Genomic DNA, 21,729 nt, shown 5'->3' with positions numbered 1-21,729 from the left:
GGCATGGCTGGCAGCGTCAACAAAGTTATTCTGATCGGCAATCTGGGCGCCGATCCCGAAATCAAGTCGTTCCAGAACGGCGGCAAGATTGCCAATATCCGCATCGCGACCTCCGAACAGTGGAAGGACCGCATGACCGGAGAGCGCAAGGAGCGCACCGAATGGCACAATGTCGTCATCAACGGCGACGGCCTCGTCGGCGTCGTCGAGCGCTACCTTAAAAAGGGCTCGAAGGTTTATATCGAAGGATCCTTGCGCACTCGCAAGTGGCAGGACCGTGACGGCAATGATCGCTACACGACCGAAGTCGTCGTCGCTGGCATGGGCGGCACCTTGACCATGCTCGACGGTGCGCCTGGCGGCGGCGGCGGCGGCTCGCGCGGCGGCGATAGCTGGTCGCAGGGCGGCGGATCGAGCGGCGGCTGGGATCAGGGTGGCGCCGCGTCCGGCGGCAGTTCGGGCGGCGGCTGGAACCAGGGCGGCGGCGGCGCCTCGGGCGGCGGACGTCCGCCGTTCGACGACGATCTGGACGACGACGTCCCCTTCTGAGGGTTTCTGAGCGATGGCGAGTGACCTGCTGACCGCCGCGGACGTCGCGCGCGGCGTGTGCCGGCTGTTCGCGCAGCAGGGGCTCGTCGCGATCCCCGAGGTGACGCTCCCCAACGGCCGCCGTACTGACCTCACCGCGATCGACGCGAAGGGCCATATCACGATCGTCGAGATAAAGGTTAGCCGCGCCGATCTGCACGGCGACGGCAAATGGCCCGACTATTGCGACTGGTGCGACCGCTTCTATTGGGCGCTCGCGTCTGGCCTCGACCCCGCGATCCTCGAGACCGAGGGCTACCGCCCCGAAACCTCGGGCCTGATCGTCGCCGACCGCTATGGCGCCGCCGTGGTGCGCGAGGCCGCGAGCTGCAATCTCGCGCCCGCGCGGCGCAAGGCCGAACTGCTGCGGATCGGCCGGCTCGCGATGCGCCGTTCGATGATTGCCGCCGATCCCGAAATCGCGGCCGGCTGGGCCGAGCGCTGACGGCCTGTTTCAGGGGCGGTCGAGCGGCTCGGTGCGCTCATACTGGATGCACCAGGCAAGCCCGGCGGCGGTAAAGCCGACCCAAAGCAGCGCACCGATCCACATGATGCCGTGCCAATAGGCAGGCAGCGCGATGAACAGCAGCGCCGCCGCCGCCGATGCGACCACAACCCGCGCATAGCTTTTGGCCGGCCGCTGCAGACGCGTTTCGACATGCTGGACCGCCGCGGCGAGCAGCACGAGCGCAAGCGCCATCGCGGGCAGGAACAGGCCGATTGCGTGATGGACGAACTGGATCGCGAACAGCAGGATGGCGCAGGCCCAGATCGCGATGCGCAGCCGGACGATCGCCTGGCGGCGCGGGTCGCTCATCCGCGCGCCTGCATCCGAGCGAGATAGCGCGCGAGGACGTCGATCTCGAGATTGACCGGACGTCCGACCGCCACTTCGTTCAACGTCGTCATCTCCTGCGTGTGCGGGATGATGTTCAGCGTGAAATGCGCGGTACCCTCCGGCTGGTCGGCCACATCGTTCACGGTCAGCGATATGCCGTCGAGCGTGATCGACCCCTTGGGTGCAATATGCGGCGCGAGCGATGCCGGCGCCTCGACGGTCAATTTGACGCTGTCGCCGACGGGATCGACCCCGACGATCCGGCCGACTGCATCGACGTGCCCCGTCACGATATGTCCGCCCAGTTCATCGCCGACGCGCAGCGCGCGCTCCAGGTTCAGACGGCGCCCTGCATCCCACATGCCCGGTGCGGTGCGCGCCAGCGTTTCGCCGCTCGCGTCGATCGCGAACCAGCCGCCGGGACCGTTGCTGCCGTCATCGACGCCCTTGTCGACGACGGTCAGGCACGCGCCCGAACAGGCGATGGAGGCGCCGAGGTCGATCGTGTCGACGTCATAGCCGGTGCCAATGACGAGGCGCGTGTCGCCGCGATCCTCGCGGCTGCGGATGGTGCCGATGTCGGTGATGATGCCGGTAAACATGGGGGCGGTCATTCCTTCCTGATGCGCTCGTAGACGTCGATCCGGTCGCTGCCAAGCATCCGACTGTCGGCCGGTCGCCAACGTCCGTGCGCGCCCGCCAGATCGCCGAGGCCGATGTCACCAAGCGCGCGGCGGCCGGCACCGATCAGGATCGGCGCGCGATAGAGAAGCAGCCGGTCGACGCGGTCGGCGGCAAGAAAGGCAGCCGCCGCCCCGGCGCCGCCCTCGACGAGCAGCGAATCGATCGGCAGCGCATCCACAGCGTCCGGCGCAGCGAGCGCGGTCCAGCCGTCGGGGGCATCGCCGTGCGTCAGGAGCAGGCGCTGCGGGCTCCGCGGCGCAAGTCCGGGCAGGCGGACGTCGAGTGTCGGCGCGTCGGCCTCGAAGGTACCGCGCCCGACCAGGATCGCGCCATGCCGCGCGCGTTCGAGATGCGCGTGCGCGCGTGCAGGGGCGCCGGTGATCCAGCGGCTCGAACCGTCGGCCATCGCGATGCAGCCGTCGAGCGAAGTCGCGAGCTTCAGCGTGACGAACGGCCGGCCGCGCGTCGCGCGCGACCACCAGGGGGCCATCGCCGCCTGCGCTTCACCGCAAAGCAGGCCGCTCTCGACCGCGATTCCTGCCGCGCGCAGCCGGGCGATGCCCTGTCCGTCGGTGCGCGGATCGGGATCCTGCGCGGCGACGACGACGCGTGGGATGCCAGCGGCGATCAGCAAGTCGGCGCAGCACGGGCCGCGGGTGCTCGCATGGGCGCAGGGTTCCAGACTGACATAGGCGGTTGCGCCGTGCGCGGCGTCGCCCGCCGCCGCCAGTGCCATCGCTTCGGCATGCGGCCGGCCGCCCGCCTGCGTCCAGCCGCGCGAGACGACGCGGCCGTTCTTGACAATCAGGCAGCCGACATTGGGGTTGGGTGCGGCATCGGGGCGCCCGCGCTGCGACAGCGCGATCGCCGCGGCCATCCACTCGGCATCGGCGCGCACCGGGGTCAGGGCTGGGTCGCGGGCGCCGCCGCGCCACGCGCTGCCCGCTCTGCGAGCGTCGAGCGCTTTGGCGGCTCGGGTTTCTTTTCGATGGCGTCGGCTTCCTTGCCCAGCGTCTCGCGCGTCACCTTCTCGGCTTCGCTGGCGTCATACTCGACCCCCATCATGTCCGCGAGCCGCTGGAATTCGGCGCGGCGCTTGGCGTTGGCGCGCGTCGTTTCCTTGGCGCGTGCCACCCAGTCGGCGCGTATCTCCGCTTCGCTGCGGTCGGCCTTCCAGTTTTCGAAATAGATGATCTGCGGCTTGGGCCTTTCGTAGGGCACAAGATATTTGGAAAAGCCGTAGAAGATCAGCAGCGGCAGCACGATCGCGAGGCCCCACACCGTCCAGCGGTGCGGGCGCGGTTCGCGGATGTAGGCCCAGAAATCCGACAGGCCGCCGCCGACATCCCAATTTTTGAGCATAGACATGGCGCCAATCTAGGCGATGTCGCGCCGATTTGCGAGGGGGTGTGCGCGCGGAGAGGATTGCATGCTTTGCATGCTATCGATGCCAACGATTGCAAATTTTGCAATGCCGGATGCTTATTTCGCAGTTGCACAATCAATTGTGCAGTGCAATATCACACTTGCCTTTTAGGCATCCTCTCCCAAAAACTTTCAAGGGTCGCCCTCGGGCGGCCCTTTTTTTTCGACCTTTTTGGTGGAGAAACGCGAATCGGCGACGTTCGGCGCGAACCGCCTACCTCAATCCTGAATGGGCAAGCGGGTTTCGAATCGCCGGACTTCGGCGATAAAGCTCCCCGGAAGCGCCGTCGGCTTGCCCGTATCGAGGTCGAGATGGGCGTAGCTGATCTCGATATCGGTCAGCCGTTCGGCGGCGCGAAATATTGCACAGTGCAGCGTGAAGCTCGTCCGCCCGAAGTGGCTGACGCGCGCCGCGATGGTGATCAACTCATCGAGCCGGGCCGGCGCGTGATAGTCGATTTCGCTATGTACTTCGCGGATATCTGTACCATATTGGTGAAAATAGGGGCCCGGCTGCCCTTCGCCCAGCGCGCGAAAATATTCGGTCACGCCGATGTCGGCGTAGATCAGATAATTGCCGCTGAAGACGATATTCTGGCCGTCGATCTCGTTGAAGCGGACGCGCACATCCTGCTGGACGCGAAAATCGGCGCGCGGGACTGCCCAGTTGGCCCGGTCCATGCCGCGCCTCTCAGGCCGCGAGCGCGGCGACGCCGCGATCGATCGGCGCGCAGGCGGCGGCCAGCCATTCGCGGTCGGCGGCGACCATCCCCGGCGACAGCTTCTCGACCACCTCGGCATGATAGGCGTCGAGCCAGTCCGCCTCGGCGGGCGACAGCATCGCCCCGACGATCAGATTGCGCGCGATCGGGGCGAAGGTGATGGTTTCAAAGCCCAGCATATCCTCCTCGGCCCCCTCGATCCGGACGGGTTCGACCACCACTAGATTCTCGATGCGGATGCCGAAATGGCCCGCCTTGTAATAGCCGGGCTCGTTCGACAGGATCATGCCCGCGTGGAGCGGCTCCTCGGTTCCTGCCTGCCCGCCGGCGGGCTTGGCAATTCGCTGCGGCCCTTCGTGGACCGCCAGATAGGCACCGACGCCGTGGCCGGTGCCATGCGCATAATCGACCCCGTCGGCCCACAGATACTGGCGCGCGAGGATGTCGAGCTGGCTTCCGCGCGTCCCCTTGGGAAAGCGCGCGGTTGCGAGCGCGATATGCCCCTTCAGCACCTGGGTGAAGCGGCGGCGCATTTCGGCACTGGGTTCGCCGATCGCGATGGTGCGCGTGATGTCGGTCGTGCCATCGGCATATTGCCCGCCCGAATCGACGAGATAGAGCGTGCCCGTCTCGATCGCGCGATTGGTCGTTTCATCGACCTTGTAATGCGGCAGCGCGCCGTTGGGACCGGCGGCCGAGATGGTATCGAAGGACAGATCCTTCAAAACGCCGCTTTCGTCGCGAAAGGCGCGCAATTTCGCCGCCGCGCCGAGTTCGTCGAGCCCGCCCTTCGGCGCGACCTCTTCCATCCATTTGAGGAAGCGCGCGACCGCGACGCCGTCGCGGACGTGCGCGGCGCGCGTGCCGGCAAGCTCGGCGCTGTTCTTGATCGCCTTGGGCAGCACCGCCGGGTCGCGGTGGCGCGCGATCTTTGCGCCCGCGCCTTCAAGCGCGGTGAAGATTGCAGCGACCGCGCGGTCGGGATCGACCGCGACACGCTTGCCCGCCAGTGCGGCGAGCGCAGGATCGAAGGCGGCGCGGTCGTGGATGCGCACGCTGTTGCCGAGATGCGCGCGCACCGCGTCGGTAATCTTTTCGGGCGCAACGAACAGGTCGGCGGTGGCGTCATCGTGGAGCAGCGCAAAGGCAAGCCCGACGGGCGTGTGGCTGACGTCTTCGCCGCGGATGTTGAAGGTCCAGGCGATCGAATCGAGCGCGGTCATCACGGTGGTGTCGAGCCCCTGCCCCTTCAGCCAGTCGGCGATCACGCCGCGCTTGTCGGCCGCCGACTGCCCCGCCTGCTCGGTATCATAGACGGCGATCGGCGCGGCGCTCGGCGCCGGCTGGTCATCCCACACTGCGTCGATGGGGTTGCTGTCGACTGCAATCAGGCTGGCGCCCTTTGCGGTCAGCGCCGCCGCAAGGCCACGCGCCCAGTCGATGCCGTGCAACCAGGGGTCATAGCCGATCTTCTGCCCGGCGCTGACATTGGCGCCCAGCCATTCGGCGACGCTCGACTGCGGCACCCCGACATAGTCATAAAGCGATCCGTCGACCTGGTCGCGCACCTGCACCGTATAGCGGCCGTCCACGAACACCGCCGCCTTCGCCGGCAACACTGCGGCGGTTCCGGCCGATCCGCCGAAGCCGGTTAGCCACGCCATGCGCTGTGCATAGGCGCCGACATATTCGCTCAAATGCTCATCGCTGATTGGCACGACAAAGCCGTCGAGGCCCCGGCGCGCGAGTTCGGCGCGCAGGCGGGCGAGGCGGTCTGCATGGTCGGGGGTGGACATGCGCTGTTCCTTGTTTCTACATCGCAGCCAATTCCTGCCCGACCGGGGCGACGCTGCGGGGGTTTTCTTGATGCGCGCTATTTGGATGTTTCTGGCCGCAATTACCACCCCGCTTGTCGCGCCCGGCAGCGCGTTCGCCGAAGAGAAAGAGACGATATTGACCACCAGCCCCGCCGCCCCGGTCGCCGACAGGCGGCCGCACGAAGTCACGCTGCACGGCAAAACGCTGTCCGATCCCTATTTCTGGCTCCGCGACCAGAGCTATCCGGTGATCGATGACGCGGACATCCTCGATTATGTGAAGGCCGAAAACGCCTATTTCGATGCGGCGATGAAGCCGCACGCGAAGCTGGTCGAGACGTTGTTTCAGGAGATGAAGGGGCGCATCAAGGAAGCCGATTCGTCGGTGCCGCAGAAGGACGGCGACTGGCTCTATTGGGTCGAATTTGACGAGGGCGCCGAATATAAGAAATGGTATCGCAAGCCCGCGTCCGGCGCGGGCCAGACCCAGCTGATCCTCGACGAGGTCGCGATGGCGGAGGGCAAGGAATATTTCCGCCTCGCCGAACTGTCGATCAGCCCCGACGGCCGGCTGATGGCCTATAGCTTCGATGAAAATGGCTCCGAACGCTTCGAGGCGCGCATCCGCAATCTCGAAACGGGCGAACAGCTGCCCGACGTTATCCCGGGCACGCTGTCCTCGCTCGTCTGGACGTCGGGGAACGACGCGATCCTCTATGGCCTCGCGAACGAGAATTGGCGCACCGACAATGTCCGGCTGCACAAGCTCGGGACGAGTGTTGCCGACGACAAGCTTCTCTACAAGGAACCCGACATCGGCTTCGGGGTGGGGATCGGCAAGACCGCCGCCGACAATTATATCGTGATCGCGACGGGCGATAACGAGACGAGCGAGGTCTATCTTCTTCCCGCCGATAACCCGGAAGCGCCGATGCAACTGGTGTCGGCGCGCCAGAAGGGCCGCGAGTACAGCGTCGATGAGCGCGACGGCACGCTCTACATCCACACCAATGACGAGCATCCCAACTTCCGCATCGCCACCGCGAGCGTGAAGGATCCGGGCAGGTGGACCACGCTGATCCCCGGATCGGACCATAGTTACATCACCGGCCTGTCGATATTCCGCGACTATTTCGTCATCGAAGCGCGCGAGGACGGGCTCGATCAGGTCGATATACGCCGCTATGACGCGCCGCTGACCCCCGGCCGGATCAAATTTCCCGAGGCGACCTATGTGGCGGGCCTCGGTGACAATCCCGAATATCATCAGGACAAGCTGCGGCTCGATTATGAATCGATGGTCACCCCCGACACGGTCTATGATTATGATCTGGCGACCGGAACGCTCGAAACGCTCAAGGTGCAGGAAATCCCGTCGGGTTACGATGCAACTCAATATGTAACCGAATGGGTTAATCTTCCGAGCCGCGACGGCAAGACGATGATCCCCGCCTCGCTCGTCTACAAAAAGGGCACCAAGCTCGACGGCAGCGCGCCGATGCATCTCTATGCTTATGGCTCATACGGCTATCGCGTCCCGCCGGGCTTTTCGACCACGCGGCTCAGCCTCGTCGATCGCGGCATGATCTATGCGATCGCGCATGTCCGCGGCGGCGACGATCTGGGCCGCGGCTGGTATCTCGCGGGCAAGACGACCGAGCGCAAGAACACGTTCAACGACTTCATCGATGTCGCGAGGGGGCTGATCGCGAAAAACTACACCAGCGCCGGCAGGATTTCGGTCGAAGGCCGCTCGGCGGGCGGGCAGGTGATGGGCGTGATCTATAACGAGGCGCCCGAGCTGTGGGGCGCGGTGCTCGCGGGGGTTCCCTTCGTCGATGTCATCAACACGATGGTCGACGAAACGCTGCCGCTGACCCCAGGCGAATGGCCCGAATGGGGCAATCCGGTTACCGACAAGGCGGCGTTCGATTATATGCTGAGCTACAGCCCCTACGACAATGTGACGGCGAAAGCCTATCCGCCGATGCTGGTGTCGGCCGGCCTCAACGACCCGCGCGTGACCTATTGGGAGCCCGCCAAATGGGTCGCCAAGCTCCGCGCGACGCGCACGAACGACGCGACGCTGCTGCTGCGCACCAACATGGGCGCGGGCCATGGCGGCAAGTCGGGCCGCTGGGGCGCGCTCCACGAAGATGCCGAGGAATATGCCTTCGTGCTGACGCAGTTGGGGGTGGAGAAATAGGGGGGAAGATGGTCGAGCTTCATGAAACCGCAGTCTCGCTAGGTTTCTTTCGCGACGATCTCGATCCGGCCGACATTTCCAACCGGCTTGGAGCAACGCCAACCTTCAGCGTTGCGAAATGTGCCAAGTGGAAGACGCCCCGGGGCAGTGAGCGCATCGCTCGCACCGGATCTTGGAGGCTGCAGGTACCGAGATCGATTCCCGGTGATTTGCCGGGCCAGGTAGAGGCCATTTTCGCACCGCTGACCCGCGATACGGCCATTTGGCAGGAACTTGCTGCACGCTTTGCTGGGCGCCTCTTCTGCGGCCTCTTCCTTGAAGAGAGAAACGAAGGTTTGCGGATATGTTCCCAGACGTTGGCCGAAATAGCAGATCGCGGCTTGTATCTGGATCTTGATATCTACGCGCCCGAGGGTAGCAAAACCCATCAGGTGGCTGACAAATAGCCCCGCGCCACCAACTCGCGCTCCAGCGTCGCCGCATCGACGAAACGGTGCCCCGCGATGCCGACCGCCTTGGCGCCCGCGATATTGTGCGCGACGTCGTCAATGAAGAGGGCGCCAGCGGGATCGATGCCGAATCGCTCGATCGCAAGGGCGTAGATCTCGGGGTCGGGCTTCATCAGCTTCTCGGTACCCGAGACGATGATATCGCGGAAGCGGTCGAACACCGGCTGGGTCGGGCGGAAGCCTTCCCAGAATTCATGTCCGAAATTGGTGATTGCAAACAGCGGCACCCCCGCGTCGTCGAGCCGCTCGACCAGTTCGAGGCTGCCGGGAATCGACCCCGGAATCGTCTCGTTGAAGCGCGCCGCATAGGCGTCGATCAGGGGCGCATGCGCCGGATATTCAGCCTTCAGTTCGGGCAGCATGTCGGCGAGCGGCCGGCCCGCGTCGTGCTGGAAATGCCACTGCGGCGTAACGACGTTGGTCACGAACCATTCGAGCTCGCCCGTATCGTCGATCATCTTCGCGAACAGGTAGCGCAAGTCCCAGTCGAACAGGACGCGGCCGACATCGAAAATGACGCACTGGCGAATCATGGCTGCTCCGGACACGCGAAAGCGCCGCCGGAAGCATCCGACGGCGTTACGCTTACTCGCAAATGCGCGGGGACACGCGGTCCCGGCAAGGCATTTAGCCCTGGCGCGCCTTGAAGCGGCGGTTGGTCTTGTTGATCACATAGGTGCGGCCACGGCGGCGGATAACGCGGTTATCCCGGTGGCGGTCCTTCAGCGACTTCAGGCTGTTGCGAATCTTCATTGGTCTGTTCCGTAAATCTTGGCGTTGTTACGCGAAGCGGCGCAACTATGGGGAAGCGGGTGAAAAGTCAACCGCCCCCGCCCTTAATTTCGTCATCCCGGACTTGATCTGGGATCCGCTATTCCGGCGCTGTGGGAATGGACCCCGGATCAAGTCCCGGGCGACGAAGAGGGGGCGTAAAATTTCACCCCGCCAGCGCCTTCTGCCGCCGCCGTTGCACCGACGAGCCATAGCCCATGGCCTCGCGATATTTGACCACGGTGCGCCGCGCGATGTCGTGGCCTTCTGCCGACAGCTTCTGTGCGATCGTCTCGTCGGACAGGATCGCCTTGGGGTCTTCGGCCTCGATCATCGCCCTGATCCGGCTCTTGACCGCTTCGGCCGACACCGCGCCGTCGCCCTCGGTCGCCGAAATCCCCGACGAGAAGAAATATTTGAGTTCGAACAGGCCGCGCGCGCAGGAGAGATATTTGTTGCTGGTAACGCGGCTGACGGTCGATTCGTGCATCCCGATTGCCTCGGCGACCTGGCGCAGCGTCAGCGGGCGCATATGCGCGACGCCGTGGAGGAAAAAGCCCTCTTGCTGCTTCACAATTTCGCTCGCGACCTTGACGATCGTGCGTTGACGCTGGTCGAGGGCGCGCACCAGCCAGTTGGCCCCCGCGAGCTGTTCGGATAGCCACGCCTTGCTCTTGGCCGCGGCGTCCTTTGCCAGTTCGGTATAATAGCGGCGATTGACGAGCAGCCGCGGAAGCGTGCCGCTGTTTACCTCGACCGCCCATCCCTTTGCGGTCTGGCGGACATAAAGGTCGGGCACGACCGCCTGCGTCGCGGTGCCGCCGAAGCGCAGACCGGGCTTCGGGTCATAGGCGCGCAATTCGCGGATCATGTCGGCCAGATCCTCGTCATCGACGCCGCAGATGCGCTTGAGCTGGGGGAAGGCGCCCTTCGCCACCAGGTCGAGATGCGCGATCATCGTCGCCATGGCGGGATCGTAGCGGTCGGCCTCGCGCGCCTGGATCGCGATGCATTCGGCAAGGTCGCGCCCGCCGACACCCGAAGGGTCGAAGCTCTGGACGCCCGCGAGCACGGCCTCGACCAGCGCGAGTGGCACGCCGAGCCGCTGCGCCAGCTCGGCGAGCTCGGCGCGCAGATAGCCCGCCTCGTCGATCAGCGCGACGATCTGTTCGGCGACCATCGCCTCGATGCCTGAAAAACGTTCACCGACCTGGGCGAGCAGATGGTCGTAAAGCGTGCCGTCGTCGCCCGCGAAGCTGTCGAAATCGATGCCCTCGCCATCGCCCGACAGCCCCACCGAATCGCTCGCGCTGTCGTGGTGGAATCGTTCCTCGGCAAAATCGACGTCGAGATCGTCGGCGGTACCCGCTTCGGACGACAGCGCCAGGTCGGTGTCGGCGGGCGGGCCGTCGGACGGCGGCGCTTCGTCGCCGCCTTCGTCATCGCCCGGTTCGCGGTCACCCGGCGTCGCATCGAGCAGCGGATTGCCTTCGAGCGCCTCGGCCAGATAGGCTTCGAGTTCGAGGTTCGACAGCGCGAGCAGCTTGATCGCCTGCTGCAGCTGCGGCGTCATCACCAGCGATTGCGACTGGCGTAAATCGAGGCGTGGACCCAACGCCATCGGCGACTACCGCATCAAAGCGAAAAGCCCTCGCCAAGATACAGGCGGCGGACCTCTGGGTCGGCCACCAGCTCGGCGGGCGATCCGGCAAGCAGCACCTTGCCGTCGTAGATGATGCAGGCGCGGTCGACGAGGTCCAGCGTCTCGCGCACATTATGGTCGGTGATCAGCACGCCGATGCCGCGCGTCTTGAGGTCGGCGACAAGGTCGCGGATATCGCTGATCGAAATGGGATCGATGCCGGCGAAGGGTTCGTCGAGCAGCATGATCGACGGGTTGGCCGCGAGCGCGCGCGCGATTTCGGCGCGTCGTCGCTCGCCGCCCGACAGCGCCATCGCCGCCGCGCTGCGCAGCCGGGTCAGGCCGAATTCGTCGAGCAGCTCGTCGAGCCGCTGCTGGCGCGCGATCTTGTCGGGCTCGGCGAGTTCGAGCACCGCGGCGATATTCTGTTCGACCGTCATGCCGCGAAAGATCGAGGTTTCCTGCGGCAGATAGCCAAGGCCCAGGATCGCGCGACGATACATGGGAAGCGCGGTGATGTCGGCCCCGTCAAGCATGATGCGTCCAGCGTCGGGTTTGACCAGCCCCATGATCGAATAGAAGCAGGTCGTCTTGCCCGCGCCATTGGGACCGAGCAGGCCGACGACTTCGCCTTTGGCGACCGACAGCGACACGTCCGACAGGACGGTGCGCTTGTCATAGCTTTTGGCGATCGAAATAACCGCCAGCCCGTTGCCCGCCGCGGCGTCCTGCTGGACGTGCGCGGTATGCTCGGCGACGCCGTGATTGGTGTCGGAAAGCGTGCCGGCGGTGGACTGGTCGGTCATAGGATCTTCGGTTCCGTTCTGGGTTCCTGTCGCTGCCCCCTTGCGCGCGTTACCCCAGCGACGCAGCGAAGGTCAATCTGGCGAGATTTTTGCAGGCAGATGAGCGGTCAATGCGCCGCCTGCGGCCCGCGTACGACTCCCGACGCCGCAAGCTGACCGTCGATCGCGGCCATCAGCCTCGCGAGCGCCGCTTCGTCCTTCGCCTCGGCGCGGGCGACGAGAACGTCCTGCGTGTTCGATGCGCGCAGCAGCCACCAGCCGTCGTCGGTCAGCACGCGCGCGCCGTCGGTGCGGTCGACCGTTGCGCCCGCCGCGGTCAGCCGCGCCAGAACCTCGTCCACAATGGCGAATTTGCGCACCTCGTCGACCTGGAAGCGCAGTTCGGGGGTGTTGACCATCGCGGGCATTTCGCCGCGTAATTGCGTCACGCTCTTGCCGAGCTTCGTCGCCGCCTCGATCAGCCGGACCGCCGCGTAGGGCGCGTCGTCATAGCCGTAATAATGGTCGGCGAAGAAGATATGCCCGCTCATCTCGCCCGCCAGCGGGCTGCCGGTTTCCTTCATCTTCGCCTTGATCAGGCTGTGTCCGGTCTTCCACATCAGCGGCTTGCCGCCGAGTTCGGCGACCCGGTCGAACAGCGCCTGACTGGCCTTCACATCAGCGATCACCGTCGCCCCCGGCCGTTCCTTCAGCACTGCGGCGGCATAGATCTGCAGCAGCTGGTCGCCCCAGATCACCCGGCCTTCGCCGTCGATCGCGCCAATGCGGTCGCCATCTCCGTCGAATGCGACGCCGAAGTCGAGCTTCTTTGTCGCGACGAGCGCCTTCAGGTCGGCAAGGTTCTTTTCCTCGGTGGGATCGGGATGGTGATTCGGAAAATGGCCATCGATATCGGTGTAGAGGAGATGATGTTCGCCGGGCAGGCGCGCGGTGAGCTTTTCGATCACCGTGCCCGCGGCTCCGTTGCCCGCATCCCAGCCGATGCGGAAGGCGCCGCCGGCAAAACCTTCGACCAGCCGGTCGACATAGGCATCGACGATGTCGATGCTCTGCGCCGTGCCTTCTCCCCCCGGGTTGACGGCTTCCCAGTCGCCTGCCGCGGCCATTTCGCCGATCCGCTGGATATCGGCGCCGAAGAAGGGGCGGCCCTGAAACACCATCTTGAAGCCATTATAGTCGGGGGGGTTGTGGCTGCCGGTTATCTGTATACCGCCGTCCACATCTTCGGTTGATGCGGCATAATAGAGCATCGGCGTCGGCCCCAGCCCGACATTGAGCGCGTCGATGCCCGCAGCGTTGATCCCGGCGATCAGCGCGTCGGCGAGCATCGGCGACGACAGCCGTCCGTCATAGCCGACCGCCACCCGCTTGCCGCCGGCACGTGCGATCAGCGTCGCGAAGCTGCGCCCGATGGCATGGGCGTCCGCATCGGACAGCGTGTCGCCGACCACCCCGCGAATGTCATATTCGCGCAGCATCGTCGGGTGGAATCGATGGGTCATGGATGCCTCTCGGGAGGATGGAGGGTCAGGCGACGGCGAACAGGTCGCCGTCGGGGTGGAGCCGTTCGCGCTGCGGCAGGTTCAATCCCGCCATCGCCTCGCGCAATTCCTGCCGCGCGACGACATGACCGATCCCCATGCCGCCGAGATGCGCCTTGTCGAGCAGGGTGAGGCCGGCCGGGAACAGCTCGCGATAGATCACGCGCTCGCCCAGGCCCGGAATGACGCGAAAGCCGACGCGCCGCGACAATTGGTTCAGCGCTTCGCCGACTCGGCGCATATTGTGCGCGTCGACGTGCTGCAGACGGTTGCGCAGGATGATCCAGTCGATCGTCCGCCCGTCGCTTTTCGCCCGCGCCTTGCGCGTGTCCCAGATCAGTTCGGAGTAGAAGCTGGGTCGGGTGACCTGAAAACTCTCGGGGTCGACCTGACCGATCAGGTCGAAATCGATGAAGCTGTCGTTGATCGGGGTGACGAGCGTATCGGCGGTGGTTGCAAGGTGGCGGGCGAACACATCGTCGCGGCCGGGCGTGTCGGCGACGAAATAATCGACCCCGTCGGCCAGCCGCGCGACCTGTTCGTCGAGTTCCTCGACTGTCGTGCCTTCGAACACCTCGAACTGTGGCATCGGCAGGTCGATCCCGCGGCGCTTGGCGGTGTTGGTGCGGTTTTCGAGATAGCGGTGGAAGGTGCGCTGGCGCGGGTCGAGGTCGATCCCCGCGACGCGCCAGCCTTGGCTCGCCAGCGCGACCGCGAAATGCACCGCGCAGGTCGATTTGCCCGTGCCGCCCTTTTCATTGGCGAAGATGATCCGGTGCGGGGGGGCTTTCGTCATGACCGTTGCGATTTTCCTGTTGGCGCGGCATGGCAGCCGCATGAAGGGCGTATTGGCGCCGCCAATATCGGAGGCAGGGCAAGCGTGCAAATCATCCGTGACATCGCCACGCTCCACCGCGCGGTCGCGGCGCTGAAGCAGGGCGGCAAGAGCGTCGCGCTGGTGCCGACGATGGGCGCGCTGCACGCCGGGCATCTGTCGCTCGTCCGCATGGGCCGCCGCGTTGCCGACCATGTCGTGGTGTCGATCTTCGTCAACCCGACCCAGTTCGGCCCGAACGAGGATTATGCCGCCTATCCGCGCGACGAGGCGCGCGACGCCGCGCTGCTGGTCGAGGAAGGCGTGGCGCTGCTATGGGCGCCCGATGTCGCGACCATGTATCCGGGCGGCCATGCCACGCATATCGAGGTGGCCGAACTCGGCGCCGACTATTGCGGCGCGGCGCGGCCGGGGCATTTCGACGGCGTCGCGACCGTCGTCGCCAAATTGTTCAACCAGGTGCGCCCCGACGTCGCCATCTTCGGCGAAAAGGATTGGCAGCAGCTGGCGATAATCCGCCGCATGGCGCGCGACCTCGATTTCGCGCTCGACATATTCGGCGCGCCGATCGCACGCGATGGCGACGGGCTCGCGCTGTCGTCGCGCAACGCTTATCTGTCGCCCGAACAGCGCGCCGCCGCGGCGGCTTTTCCGGATGCACTCAAGGCCGCGGTGGCGGCAATCGCGGGCGGCGCCGATGTTGCGAAGGCGCTGGCCGATGCCGAGGCGGCAATCGTCGCGGGCGGGTTCGACAGCGTCGATTATGTCGCGCTCGCCGATGCCGAAAGCCTCGAAAGATTGACGATATTCCGCGCGCCGGCACGGCTTCTGGCGGCGGCGCGGATGGGAAAAACGCGCCTGATCGACAATTATGCGGTCGATTAATCAAACGAAAAATTGGCGGATTTCTGTCATTTGCTCCGCCTATGGGCAAAAAAATCACCGCGCCATTAACGCTTTGTTGACCATAAGCCGCAAGGTTTGACCCCGAAGTCTCCATGTGGGGTGGAGGCGACAGGGGGTTATCATGGCTAACAGTCTGAAGTCTGCCCAGTATCTGATCGAAAGCCGGCTGCTCGATGCGGCGCGCGGCGATGCCAATGCCTATTTCGACCTTGGCGTGGCCTTCTCGACCGGCACCGGCGGTGTCGATGTCGATCTGATCCAGGCGCATAAATGGTTTAATCTTGCGGCGCTCGGCGGCAATATCGAAGGCCAGCAGTGCCGCGCCGACGTTTCGGCCGAAATGAGCCGCGACGAGATCGCCGAGGCGCAGCGCCAGGCGCGCGCATGGCTCGACGAAACCGCCCGCCGCCCGGCGGCGCGTCGTTACGCCGCCTGATTCCTCAGCCGCTCCGCCGGAACGGCATCTGTCCTTCCAGCCATTGCATTTCGCTTTCCTCGGCCGCCCGTTCGCGTTCCAGAAAGTCCGCGACCGCGCGGCGGAAGCCCGGATCGGCGATGAAATGCGCCGACCAGGTCGCAACGGGGGCATAGCCGCGGGCCAGCTTGTGTCCGCCCTGTGCGCCGGCCTCGACCCGCGCGAGACCGCGCGCGATCGCAAGGTCGATGGCGCGGTAATAGCATAGCTCGAAATGCAGATAGGGAATGTCGATCAGGCATCCCCAATAGCGGCCATAAAGCGTGTCGGCGCCGATCAGGTGCATCGCGCCCGCGACCGGCCGCCCGTCCTGCCACGCGATGCTCAGCAACACCTTGTCGGCCATGCGCGCACCGATCATGTCGAACGCCGCGCGGGTCAGATAGGGATGCCCCCATTTGCGCGCGCCGGTGTCCTGATAAAAGGCCCACATCGCGTCCCAATGTTCGGGGCGGATCGCGTCGCCGCTGACATCCTCGATTCGCAGACCCTGTACCGCGCGCGCGCGTTCCTTGCGAAGCTGCTTGCGCTTTGCCGAGGTCAGCGTGGCGAGGAAATCGTCGAAATCGCGATAGCCGCGATTGGCGAAATGGAACTGGATGTCGCGGCGCAGCAGCCAGCCCGCCGCCTCGAACAGCGGCATCTGGTCGGGCGCAACGAAGGTCGCATGCGCCGACGACAGGTCGTTCTGCCGGACCACCGCCTCGGCCGCGCGCAGCAGCAGCGTCGCATCATCGGCCTCGGCCGCGAGCAGTCGCGGCCCGGGCACGGGGGTGAAGGGCACCGCGATCTGAAGCTTGGGATAATAAGCGCCCCCGGCGCGCTCCCACGCGTCGGCCCATATATGGTCGAAGACATATTCGCCCTGGCTGTGCGTCTTCAGATAGGCGGGCGCCGCGGCGACGAGTCGGCCCGCACCGTCCTCGACCAGCAAGGGCGCGGGCTGCCATCCGGTCCCCGGCCCAACGCTTCCCGATTCTTCGAGCAGCGCCAGAAAGGCATGACCGACGAAGGGATTGCCGCCGCCCGCCAGCGCGTCCCACGCCGCCGCATCGATCGCGGCGACGCCGGTGCCGAGCGACAGGGTGCGGGTGGGCGGGTCAGCCTCGGCCACGATGGGCTTACGCGGGCTTCACCGCGACGATCGCATCGACTTCGACCGCCGCGCCGAGCGGCAGCACCGACACGCCGACGGCGCTGCGCGCGTGGCGGCCAGCTTCGCCGAACAGCGATTCCATCAGCTCGGACGCGCCGTTCGCGACCTTGGGCTGCTGCGTGAAGGCGGGGTCGCTGTTCACGAACACGCCCAGCTTGACGATCTTTTCGACCCGCGACCAGTCGCCGTCCAGCGCCTTGCCGATCTGGGCGACGAGCATCAGCGCGCAGCGCCGCGCGGCGTCATAGCCGCTTGCCTCGTCGGTGTCGGCGCCCAGCCGCCCGGTCACGACCTGCCCGTCGCGGAAGGGAAGCTGGCCGCTGATATGCAGCAGCCCGCCCGCCTCGACGACGGGGACATAGGCGGCAACCGGCGCGGCGGGTTTGGGAAGCTCGAGGCCGAGGTCGGCGAGCTTGGCGGCAATATCCATGGTGATTCCTTCTGTCTCGATTGGGGGGATTATACGGCTTCCGGCGCCGGGGCCGGAGCCTTTTCGGCAAGCCGCGCCAATATCCAGTCCTGCGCCGCCGCCCAGTCGTCGATACGGGCATGGGCATGGCGCGCGGCGGGTATCTTGTCCGCGATCGCGGGCTCGCCGACCATGTGCAGGCGCCACACGTCGGGCGCCTCGATCGCGACCGAATGATGATGGTTCGCGAGATCGTCGATAAATACCGCGACCGGCGGCCGGCGCTCCTCGATCAGCGCGCGCACCGGCTCGCCCTTGCCGCCGCGGCTGCCGATCACCGGTGCGTCGAGGCCAAGGGCCGCAAGCTGCGCCATGCGCGCCGCCTGATGGTCAGGGCCGACATTGGTCAGCACGACGATGTCGGCATGGCGCGCGATTTCGGCCATCGCGGAAAGCGCGCCGGGAATCGGATATTGGCGCGGCATTTCGGTGCGGAAAAAGCCGTCGAGCAGCGGCCAGACCTCGGCCGCTTCCAGCGGCGTGCCGCATTCCTTGCGCTTCAGCGCGCCGGCGAAACTCGTATCTTCCATGCGAAAGATCACGCCATGTTCCTCGTCGACCCACTGCGCGAACGGGACGACCATGTGCATCAGCACCTCGTCGCAATCGGTGATGACGAGCGGGCGGGTCATGGCATTGGTCCTTCCAGTCCTTCGAGGCGGCGCGCGGCAGCGGCCAAGGCTCCGGCGTCTATATCGAGTGCTTCGGCGCAGGCGACAAGGTCGGGTTCGTGCGCGGCAAGAAAGCCGAGGATCGCCGCCAGCGTTGCGCGATCGCCCAGCGCGGCGCGCAGCCCCTCGGGCGACAGGCCGGTCATTCCAAGCAGCCGTTCGGCCCGCGGCTCGTCGGTCAGGATCCAGCCGAGCGCGTGCAGCGCCAGCGCCGCGTCGCCGTCATTCACGCCGAAAATCCTTCCCTGCGAAGCAATTGTGTCGCGCCGCCGATTCGCCTAAACCGGCCGCGGACGCAAGCGGGGAAAGCTTCAACATCATGGGAAAGACCGTTCTGGTCGTCGAGGATAATGAGCTGAACCTGCGCCTGTTCTGCGACCTGCTCAACGCCCATGGCTATAGCGCGCACCCGGTGCGCGACGGCCGCGATGCGCTCGCCAAGGCGCGCGAAATAGCGCCCGACCTCATCATCATGGACATCCAGTTGCCCCACGTCAGCGGGCTCGAATTGATCGGCCAGATGAAGGCCGACCTGACGCTGCGCGCGGTACCGATCATGGCCGTCACAGCCTATGCCGGGAAGGGCGACGAGGAACAGATTCGCGCCGCGGGTGCCGAGGCCTATGTCTCGAAACCGATTTCGGTCATCAAATTCATCGAAAGTGTCGGCGCTTTCGCCTGATCCTGGTTTCGCGGCACCTGCCGAAGGTAGCTCAGCGATTCGGCGATATGAACCCGGCCGATCGAGTCGGGCCCGCAAGATCGGCGATCGTTCGCTCGAGGCATGGCATGCGCGTGTAGCCGCGCGCTGACAGCCGCATCGCCTCTGTCGCATGCGCCAGCACCGGCCGCTCGGGTCCGCCGGGTGTCGCGACTGCTTCCGGCAGCTCACTGTCGATCGCGGCATTGGTGCCTCGTTCCCGTGCCTCTTTACAGCATACCAACCAGTTGGTATGTAGGCGCTCATGACCGCGACTCACTCTTCGTCCGACCCGGCTGCGGCCCCTCGCGCACCGCGTGGCAGTGCGCGCGACAGGCTCATCGCCGCCGCCCATCAGGAGGTGCGGCGTCAGGGCTATGCCGCGACCACGGTCGACCAGATCTGCGCCGCCGCCGGCGTGACCAAGGGCGCCTTCTTCCATCATTTCGAATCGAAGGAGGCATTGGCGGTCGCCGCGGCCGAAGCCTGGACCGAACGGGCGCGGCCGATGTTCGACATGCTGCCGCACACGAAACTGGACGATCCGCTCGACCGGCTGCTCGGCCATATCGATTTCCGCTTTTCGCTGTTGCACGGCCCGGTCGACGGCTTCACCTGCTTCGTCGGGACGATGGTGCAGGATGCCTATGCCACCAGCGAGCCGATCCGGCTGGCGTGCGAGGCGAGCATCGCCGCCTATTGCGAGGCGCTTGCCCCCGACATCGAAGCCGCGATGCAGGCCTATGGCGCACCCGCGGGGATGAGCGCGCTCGATCTCGCGCGGCATATCCAGTCGGTGCTGCAGGGCGGCTTCGTTCTGGCCAAAACCACCAACGACCCGGCGATTGCCCGGGAAAGTGTCGCGCATCTGACGCGTTATGTCCGCATGCTGTTCGGGCGGACCTGACGAAAAATCCCCCCAGGAAGAGGAGTGCCGCCCATGTCCAAGATGATTTTCGTCAACCTGCCGGTTCGCGACCTCGCGAAATCCATGGCCTTCTATGAAGCGCTCGGCTTCACCAACGAACCGCGCTTCACCGACGAGACTGCGGCGGCGATGGTCTGGTCCGACAGCATTTTCGTGATGCTGCTGACGCACGAAAAGTGGAAAAGCTTCACCGATCGTCCGATCCCGCCGACGAGCGCCAGCGAGGTGTCCCTCGCGCTCGCGATGGAGGACCGCGCGGCGGTCGACGCGATGATAGCCGCCGCCGCGGCGCACGGCGGCACCGCCGACATCAACCCGGTGCAGGATCATGGCTTCATGTACGGCCGAGACCTCCTCGACCCCGACGGCCATGTCTGGGGGCCGTTCTGGATGGACCCCGCCGTCGCGAACGGCGAGGCGGCTGTCCAAGCCGCCGGCGCCTAGGCCGCGCGCGCGAGGAGAGAAGCGATGCCCGTCGATCCCGAAGCGCCGATTATCCTCTCGGTCTTTGAAGCTTCGCCAGACCGCGGGCGCGGTCTGGCGCGCGACATGCCCGTGAGATGGGCACTCGAAGAGGCGGGGCTCGCCTATCGCGTCCGTCCGCTGCCTTTCGCCGCCATGAAGCAGCCGGATCATGTCGCGCGTCAGCCATTCGGTCAGATTCCCGCCTATGAGGAGGACGGCCTCGTCCTGTTCGAATCGGGTGCGATCGTGCTGCATATCGCTACGCGGCATGCCGGCCTGCTGCCCGACGACACCCATGTCCGTGCGCGGGCCATCAGCTGGATGTTCGCGGCGTTGAGCACGGTCGAGCCGCCGATCGTCAACTATGCAATGGCGTCCTTGGTGGAACGCGACAGCGACTGGTACGAACGGCGGCTGCCGATGCTCGTCGATGCGGTCGACGCGCGGCTCGCCGCGCTCGCGATGCGGATAGGCGATGCCGAATGGCTCGAGGGAAATTTCACCGCTGGCGATCTCATGATGATCGCCGTGCTCCGCCGGCTCAAGGCGTCCGGGTTGCTCGATGGGCACCCCCGGCTCGCCGCCTATGTCGCGCGCGGCGAGGCGCGACCAGCCTTTCGGCGCGCCTTCGATGCGCAGTGGGCTCTATTCGCCGATCGGTCCGAAACAGAAGGAGTCTCGTCATGAGCTTTCAGGCCTATCTCGACAATGTCGAGGCCAGGACCGGCAAGTCGGCCGAGGCGCTGCGCGCGCTCGCCATCGAACGCGGCCTTGCCGACGCAGGCGGGCTTGCTGCGGGCGTCAAGGCCGGCGCGGTGGTCGACTGGTTGAAGCAGGATTTCGGGCTCGGCCATGGGCACGCCATGTCGATCGTCGCGTTCATCAAGGGCAAGAGGGAGTAGGGCAATGGGCGTCAAATCCGATGCGGCGATCGAAATCACCGCTTTCGACTGGGTACCCGATTTCGCGCGCGGCTTCGTCCGCGACCTGCGTCCGCGCTGGGCGTGCGAGGAAATGGGCGTCGATTATGCCGAGCGGCTGATCAGCGCGGTCAACCGGCCCGCGGATCATTTTCTCGACCAGCCGTGGGGGCAGGTGCCGGTGCTGCGCGACGGCGATGTCCGCCTGTTCGAAAGCGGCGCAATCCTGCTACATCTCGCCGAAAAGGACGCCGCGCTGCTGCCGCGCGACGCGCAAGGGCGCGCGACGGTGACGAGTTGGCTCTTCGCCGCCTACAACAGCGTCGAACCGCTGATGTTCGAACTGTCGAACATAGAGATTTTCGCGGCGGGCGAGGAATGGGCACGGCTGCGCCGTCCCGGCCTGCTCGAATTCATTCGCACCCGGCTCGGCAAGCTTGCCGAGGCGCTGGGCGACCGGCCGTATCTCGCGGGCGACTTCAGCGTCGCCGATATCGCGATGGCGACGGTGCTGCGCGAAGGCATAGAAGCGGGCGTCGTTGCCGAACATCCTCGGCTCGAAACCTATCTCGCGCGCTGCCTCGATCGCCCCGCCTTCGGCCGTGCGCTCGCGTCGCAGCTCGCAGCCTTCACCGAGGAGCCGAGCGCCGCATGA

Annotated in this window: 29 protein-coding genes; 12 read left to right on the top strand and 17 right to left on the bottom strand. The window is 65.7% G+C overall.

Translation table 11 applies throughout. From position 1 onward, the window contains the following. Positions 1-3: 3 nt before the first annotated feature. Together ssb and L0963_RS10035 are read left to right on the top strand one after the other, a co-directional pair. Entirely contained in the window at positions 4-549 is a 546-nt protein-coding gene (gene ssb, locus L0963_RS10040; protein WP_062901267.1) for a single-stranded DNA-binding protein, read from the top strand. Positions 550-562: 13 nt separating this feature from the next. Beyond that, on the top strand, positions 563-1,033 hold the full coding sequence (locus L0963_RS10035) for an MmcB family DNA repair protein (RefSeq protein WP_003046818.1): 471 nt from the start codon (positions 563-565) through the stop codon (positions 1,031-1,033). Positions 1,034-1,042: 9 nt separating this feature from the next. Here L0963_RS10035 and L0963_RS10030 read toward each other — a convergent pair whose 3' ends face one another. The 6 genes from L0963_RS10030 to L0963_RS10005 form a co-directional block, all read right to left on the bottom strand. Further along, positions 1,043-1,405: a hypothetical protein gene (locus L0963_RS10030; RefSeq protein ID WP_062901266.1), complete on the bottom strand. Its 363-nt coding sequence runs from the start codon at positions 1,403-1,405 to the stop codon at positions 1,043-1,045. Next, positions 1,402-2,028, bottom strand: coding sequence for a riboflavin synthase (locus tag L0963_RS10025; protein ID WP_062901265.1), 627 nt, complete (start codon positions 2,026-2,028; stop codon positions 1,402-1,404). The genes L0963_RS10030 and L0963_RS10025 overlap by 4 nt, the downstream gene beginning before the upstream one ends. Positions 2,029-2,036: 8 nt before the next feature. After that, complete coding sequence (gene ribD / locus L0963_RS10020; protein ID WP_062903051.1) at positions 2,037-2,987, bottom strand: bifunctional diaminohydroxyphosphoribosylaminopyrimidine deaminase/5-amino-6-(5-phosphoribosylamino)uracil reductase RibD; 951 nt, start codon at positions 2,985-2,987, stop codon at positions 2,037-2,039. A gap of 26 nt (positions 2,988-3,013) precedes the next feature. After that, the gene (locus tag L0963_RS10015) at positions 3,014-3,478 is read right to left on the bottom strand and encodes a hypothetical protein (RefSeq protein WP_234179347.1); all 465 of its coding nucleotides are present in this window, start codon (positions 3,476-3,478) and stop codon (positions 3,014-3,016) included. A 276-nt stretch (positions 3,479-3,754) separates the two neighbouring features. Further along, a complete protein-coding gene (locus L0963_RS10010) occupies positions 3,755-4,216 on the bottom strand; it encodes an acyl-CoA thioesterase (RefSeq protein ID WP_062901263.1) in 462 nt (153 codons plus the stop codon). A gap of 10 nt (positions 4,217-4,226) precedes the next feature. After that, positions 4,227-6,053, bottom strand: a complete 1,827-nt coding sequence (locus tag L0963_RS10005; protein WP_062901262.1) for an aminopeptidase P family protein — start codon at positions 6,051-6,053, stop codon at positions 4,227-4,229. Positions 6,054-6,123: 70 nt separating this feature from the next. Here L0963_RS10005 and L0963_RS10000 point away from each other — a divergent pair, with 70 nt between their 5' ends. Together L0963_RS10000 and L0963_RS09995 are read left to right on the top strand one after the other, a co-directional pair. Next, entirely contained in the window at positions 6,124-8,280 is a 2,157-nt protein-coding gene (locus L0963_RS10000; RefSeq protein ID WP_234179346.1) for a S9 family peptidase, read from the top strand. Between the two features lie 8 nt (positions 8,281-8,288). After that, on the top strand, positions 8,289-8,726 hold the full coding sequence (locus L0963_RS09995; RefSeq protein WP_234179345.1) for a DUF4279 domain-containing protein: 438 nt from the start codon (positions 8,289-8,291) through the stop codon (positions 8,724-8,726). Here the strand turns inward: L0963_RS09995 and L0963_RS09990 are convergent. From L0963_RS09990 to L0963_RS09965, 6 genes are all read right to left on the bottom strand, one after another. Further along, positions 8,708-9,322, bottom strand: coding sequence for an HAD family hydrolase (locus tag L0963_RS09990; protein WP_234179344.1), 615 nt, complete (start codon positions 9,320-9,322; stop codon positions 8,708-8,710). The genes L0963_RS09995 and L0963_RS09990 overlap by 19 nt on opposite strands. A 94-nt stretch (positions 9,323-9,416) precedes the next feature. Beyond that, entirely contained in the window at positions 9,417-9,542 is a 126-nt protein-coding gene (ykgO, locus tag L0963_RS09985) for a type B 50S ribosomal protein L36 (RefSeq protein ID WP_003046794.1), read from the bottom strand. 184 nt (positions 9,543-9,726) lie between these two features. Continuing rightward, positions 9,727-11,181, bottom strand: coding sequence for an RNA polymerase factor sigma-54 (rpoN, locus tag L0963_RS09980; protein WP_186401380.1), 1,455 nt, complete (start codon positions 11,179-11,181; stop codon positions 9,727-9,729). A gap of 14 nt (positions 11,182-11,195) precedes the next feature. After that, positions 11,196-12,008 (bottom strand): LPS export ABC transporter ATP-binding protein, encoded by an 813-nt coding sequence (lptB, locus tag L0963_RS09975; RefSeq protein WP_062901258.1) that lies wholly within the window; start codon positions 12,006-12,008, stop codon positions 11,196-11,198. A gap of 107 nt (positions 12,009-12,115) precedes the next feature. Further along, positions 12,116-13,510, bottom strand: a complete 1,395-nt coding sequence (pgmG, locus tag L0963_RS09970; protein WP_234179343.1) for a phosphoglucomutase/phosphomannomutase PgmG — start codon at positions 13,508-13,510, stop codon at positions 12,116-12,118. Between the two features lie 25 nt (positions 13,511-13,535). Beyond that, on the bottom strand, positions 13,536-14,345 hold the full coding sequence (locus L0963_RS09965) for a division plane positioning ATPase MipZ (protein ID WP_234179341.1): 810 nt from the start codon (positions 14,343-14,345) through the stop codon (positions 13,536-13,538). 84 nt (positions 14,346-14,429) lie between these two features. Between L0963_RS09965 and panC the strand changes: the two genes are divergently transcribed. Both panC and L0963_RS09955 read left to right on the top strand, forming a co-directional pair. Then, positions 14,430-15,269, top strand: a complete 840-nt coding sequence (gene panC / locus L0963_RS09960) for a pantoate--beta-alanine ligase (RefSeq protein ID WP_062901255.1) — start codon at positions 14,430-14,432, stop codon at positions 15,267-15,269. 142 nt (positions 15,270-15,411) lie between these two features. Continuing rightward, entirely contained in the window at positions 15,412-15,726 is a 315-nt protein-coding gene (locus L0963_RS09955) for a sel1 repeat family protein (protein ID WP_062901254.1), read from the top strand. A 4-nt stretch (positions 15,727-15,730) separates the two neighbouring features. Here the strand turns inward: L0963_RS09955 and L0963_RS09950 are convergent, their stop codons facing one another. Genes L0963_RS09950 through L0963_RS09935 form a run of 4 tightly spaced genes read right to left on the bottom strand, consistent with a single transcriptional unit; the run spans position 15,731 to position 18,291 of the window. After that, positions 15,731-16,879 (bottom strand): GNAT family N-acetyltransferase, encoded by a 1,149-nt coding sequence (locus tag L0963_RS09950; protein ID WP_062901253.1) that lies wholly within the window; start codon positions 16,877-16,879, stop codon positions 15,731-15,733. A 7-nt stretch (positions 16,880-16,886) separates the two neighbouring features. Then, on the bottom strand, positions 16,887-17,351 hold the full coding sequence (locus tag L0963_RS09945) for a RidA family protein (RefSeq protein ID WP_003046743.1): 465 nt from the start codon (positions 17,349-17,351) through the stop codon (positions 16,887-16,889). Positions 17,352-17,380: 29 nt separating this feature from the next. Next, positions 17,381-18,022: a hypothetical protein gene (locus tag L0963_RS09940; RefSeq protein ID WP_062901252.1), complete on the bottom strand. Its 642-nt coding sequence runs from the start codon at positions 18,020-18,022 to the stop codon at positions 17,381-17,383. Continuing rightward, on the bottom strand, positions 18,019-18,291 hold the full coding sequence (locus L0963_RS09935) for a DUF3572 family protein (protein ID WP_082819850.1): 273 nt from the start codon (positions 18,289-18,291) through the stop codon (positions 18,019-18,021). Before L0963_RS09935 ends, L0963_RS09940 begins: the two co-directional genes overlap by 4 nt. A gap of 89 nt (positions 18,292-18,380) precedes the next feature. On the opposite strand from L0963_RS09935, the gene L0963_RS09930 reads away from it, so the two are divergent. Further along, the gene (locus L0963_RS09930; RefSeq protein ID WP_003046733.1) at positions 18,381-18,743 is read left to right on the top strand and encodes a response regulator; all 363 of its coding nucleotides are present in this window, start codon (positions 18,381-18,383) and stop codon (positions 18,741-18,743) included. A 31-nt stretch (positions 18,744-18,774) separates the two neighbouring features. Here the strand turns inward: L0963_RS09930 and L0963_RS09925 are convergent, their stop codons facing one another. Then, the gene (locus tag L0963_RS09925) at positions 18,775-19,116 is read right to left on the bottom strand and encodes a hypothetical protein (protein ID WP_234179340.1); all 342 of its coding nucleotides are present in this window, start codon (positions 19,114-19,116) and stop codon (positions 18,775-18,777) included. Between L0963_RS09925 and L0963_RS09920 the strand changes: the two genes are divergently transcribed. The 5 genes from L0963_RS09920 to L0963_RS09900 are packed head-to-tail and all read left to right on the top strand — an operon-like array spanning position 19,027 to position 21,729. Beyond that, entirely contained in the window at positions 19,027-19,668 is a 642-nt protein-coding gene (locus tag L0963_RS09920) for a TetR/AcrR family transcriptional regulator (protein WP_062901250.1), read from the top strand. The two genes, L0963_RS09925 and L0963_RS09920, sit on opposite strands and share 90 nt — an antisense overlap. A gap of 33 nt (positions 19,669-19,701) precedes the next feature. Further along, a complete protein-coding gene (locus L0963_RS09915; RefSeq protein WP_234179339.1) occupies positions 19,702-20,133 on the top strand; it encodes a VOC family protein in 432 nt (143 codons plus the stop codon). 24 nt (positions 20,134-20,157) lie between these two features. Next, positions 20,158-20,841, top strand: a complete 684-nt coding sequence (locus L0963_RS09910; RefSeq protein ID WP_062901248.1) for a glutathione S-transferase family protein — start codon at positions 20,158-20,160, stop codon at positions 20,839-20,841. Beyond that, a complete protein-coding gene (locus L0963_RS09905; protein WP_062901247.1) occupies positions 20,838-21,056 on the top strand; it encodes a DUF4287 domain-containing protein in 219 nt (72 codons plus the stop codon). The genes L0963_RS09910 and L0963_RS09905 overlap by 4 nt, the downstream gene beginning before the upstream one ends. 4 nt (positions 21,057-21,060) lie before the next feature. Next, positions 21,061-21,729, top strand: coding sequence for a glutathione S-transferase family protein (locus L0963_RS09900; protein ID WP_062901246.1), 669 nt, complete (start codon positions 21,061-21,063; stop codon positions 21,727-21,729).

Source organism: Sphingopyxis sp. NFH-91, from assembly GCF_021401285.1.
In the GTDB taxonomy this organism is placed as follows: Bacteria; Pseudomonadota; Alphaproteobacteria; order Sphingomonadales; family Sphingomonadaceae; genus Sphingopyxis; species Sphingopyxis terrae_A.
Note: the sequence above shows the minus strand (reverse complement) of the source record. Positions and strands in the feature narration are given on the sequence as shown.

Coding starts and splice junctions, on each gene's coding strand:
- ssb (WP_062901267.1), top strand. CDS start 4: ATGGCTGGCAGCGTCAACAAAGTTATTCTGATCGGCAATCTGGGCGCC.
- L0963_RS10035 (WP_003046818.1), top strand. CDS start 563: ATGGCGAGTGACCTGCTGACCGCCGCGGACGTCGCGCGCGGCGTGTGC.
- L0963_RS10030 (WP_062901266.1), bottom strand. CDS start 1,405: ATGAGCGACCCGCGCCGCCAGGCGATCGTCCGGCTGCGCATCGCGATC.
- L0963_RS10025 (WP_062901265.1), bottom strand. CDS start 2,028: ATGTTTACCGGCATCATCACCGACATCGGCACCATCCGCAGCCGCGAG.
- ribD (WP_062903051.1), bottom strand. CDS start 2,987: ATGGCCGCGGCGATCGCGCTGTCGCAGCGCGGGCGCCCCGATGCCGCA.
- L0963_RS10015 (WP_234179347.1), bottom strand. CDS start 3,478: ATGTCTATGCTCAAAAATTGGGATGTCGGCGGCGGCCTGTCGGATTTC.
- L0963_RS10010 (WP_062901263.1), bottom strand. CDS start 4,216: ATGGACCGGGCCAACTGGGCAGTCCCGCGCGCCGATTTTCGCGTCCAG.
- L0963_RS10005 (WP_062901262.1), bottom strand. CDS start 6,053: ATGTCCACCCCCGACCATGCAGACCGCCTCGCCCGCCTGCGCGCCGAA.
- L0963_RS10000 (WP_234179346.1), top strand. CDS start 6,124: ATGCGCGCTATTTGGATGTTTCTGGCCGCAATTACCACCCCGCTTGTC.
- L0963_RS09995 (WP_234179345.1), top strand. CDS start 8,289: ATGGTCGAGCTTCATGAAACCGCAGTCTCGCTAGGTTTCTTTCGCGAC.
- L0963_RS09990 (WP_234179344.1), bottom strand. CDS start 9,322: ATGATTCGCCAGTGCGTCATTTTCGATGTCGGCCGCGTCCTGTTCGAC.
- ykgO (WP_003046794.1), bottom strand. CDS start 9,542: ATGAAGATTCGCAACAGCCTGAAGTCGCTGAAGGACCGCCACCGGGAT.
- rpoN (WP_186401380.1), bottom strand. CDS start 11,181: ATGGCGTTGGGTCCACGCCTCGATTTACGCCAGTCGCAATCGCTGGTG.
- lptB (WP_062901258.1), bottom strand. CDS start 12,008: ATGACCGACCAGTCCACCGCCGGCACGCTTTCCGACACCAATCACGGC.
- pgmG (WP_234179343.1), bottom strand. CDS start 13,510: ATGACCCATCGATTCCACCCGACGATGCTGCGCGAATATGACATTCGC.
- L0963_RS09965 (WP_234179341.1), bottom strand. CDS start 14,345: ATGACGAAAGCCCCCCCGCACCGGATCATCTTCGCCAATGAAAAGGGC.
- L0963_RS09955 (WP_062901254.1), top strand. CDS start 15,412: ATGGCTAACAGTCTGAAGTCTGCCCAGTATCTGATCGAAAGCCGGCTG.
- L0963_RS09945 (WP_003046743.1), bottom strand. CDS start 17,351: ATGGATATTGCCGCCAAGCTCGCCGACCTCGGCCTCGAGCTTCCCAAA.
- L0963_RS09940 (WP_062901252.1), bottom strand. CDS start 18,022: ATGACCCGCCCGCTCGTCATCACCGATTGCGACGAGGTGCTGATGCAC.
- L0963_RS09930 (WP_003046733.1), top strand. CDS start 18,381: ATGGGAAAGACCGTTCTGGTCGTCGAGGATAATGAGCTGAACCTGCGC.
- L0963_RS09920 (WP_062901250.1), top strand. CDS start 19,027: ATGACCGCGACTCACTCTTCGTCCGACCCGGCTGCGGCCCCTCGCGCA.
- L0963_RS09925 (WP_234179340.1), bottom strand. CDS start 19,116: ATGGGCGGCGGCGATGAGCCTGTCGCGCGCACTGCCACGCGGTGCGCG.
- L0963_RS09915 (WP_234179339.1), top strand. CDS start 19,702: ATGTCCAAGATGATTTTCGTCAACCTGCCGGTTCGCGACCTCGCGAAA.
- L0963_RS09910 (WP_062901248.1), top strand. CDS start 20,158: ATGCCCGTCGATCCCGAAGCGCCGATTATCCTCTCGGTCTTTGAAGCT.
- L0963_RS09905 (WP_062901247.1), top strand. CDS start 20,838: ATGAGCTTTCAGGCCTATCTCGACAATGTCGAGGCCAGGACCGGCAAG.
- L0963_RS09900 (WP_062901246.1), top strand. CDS start 21,061: ATGGGCGTCAAATCCGATGCGGCGATCGAAATCACCGCTTTCGACTGG.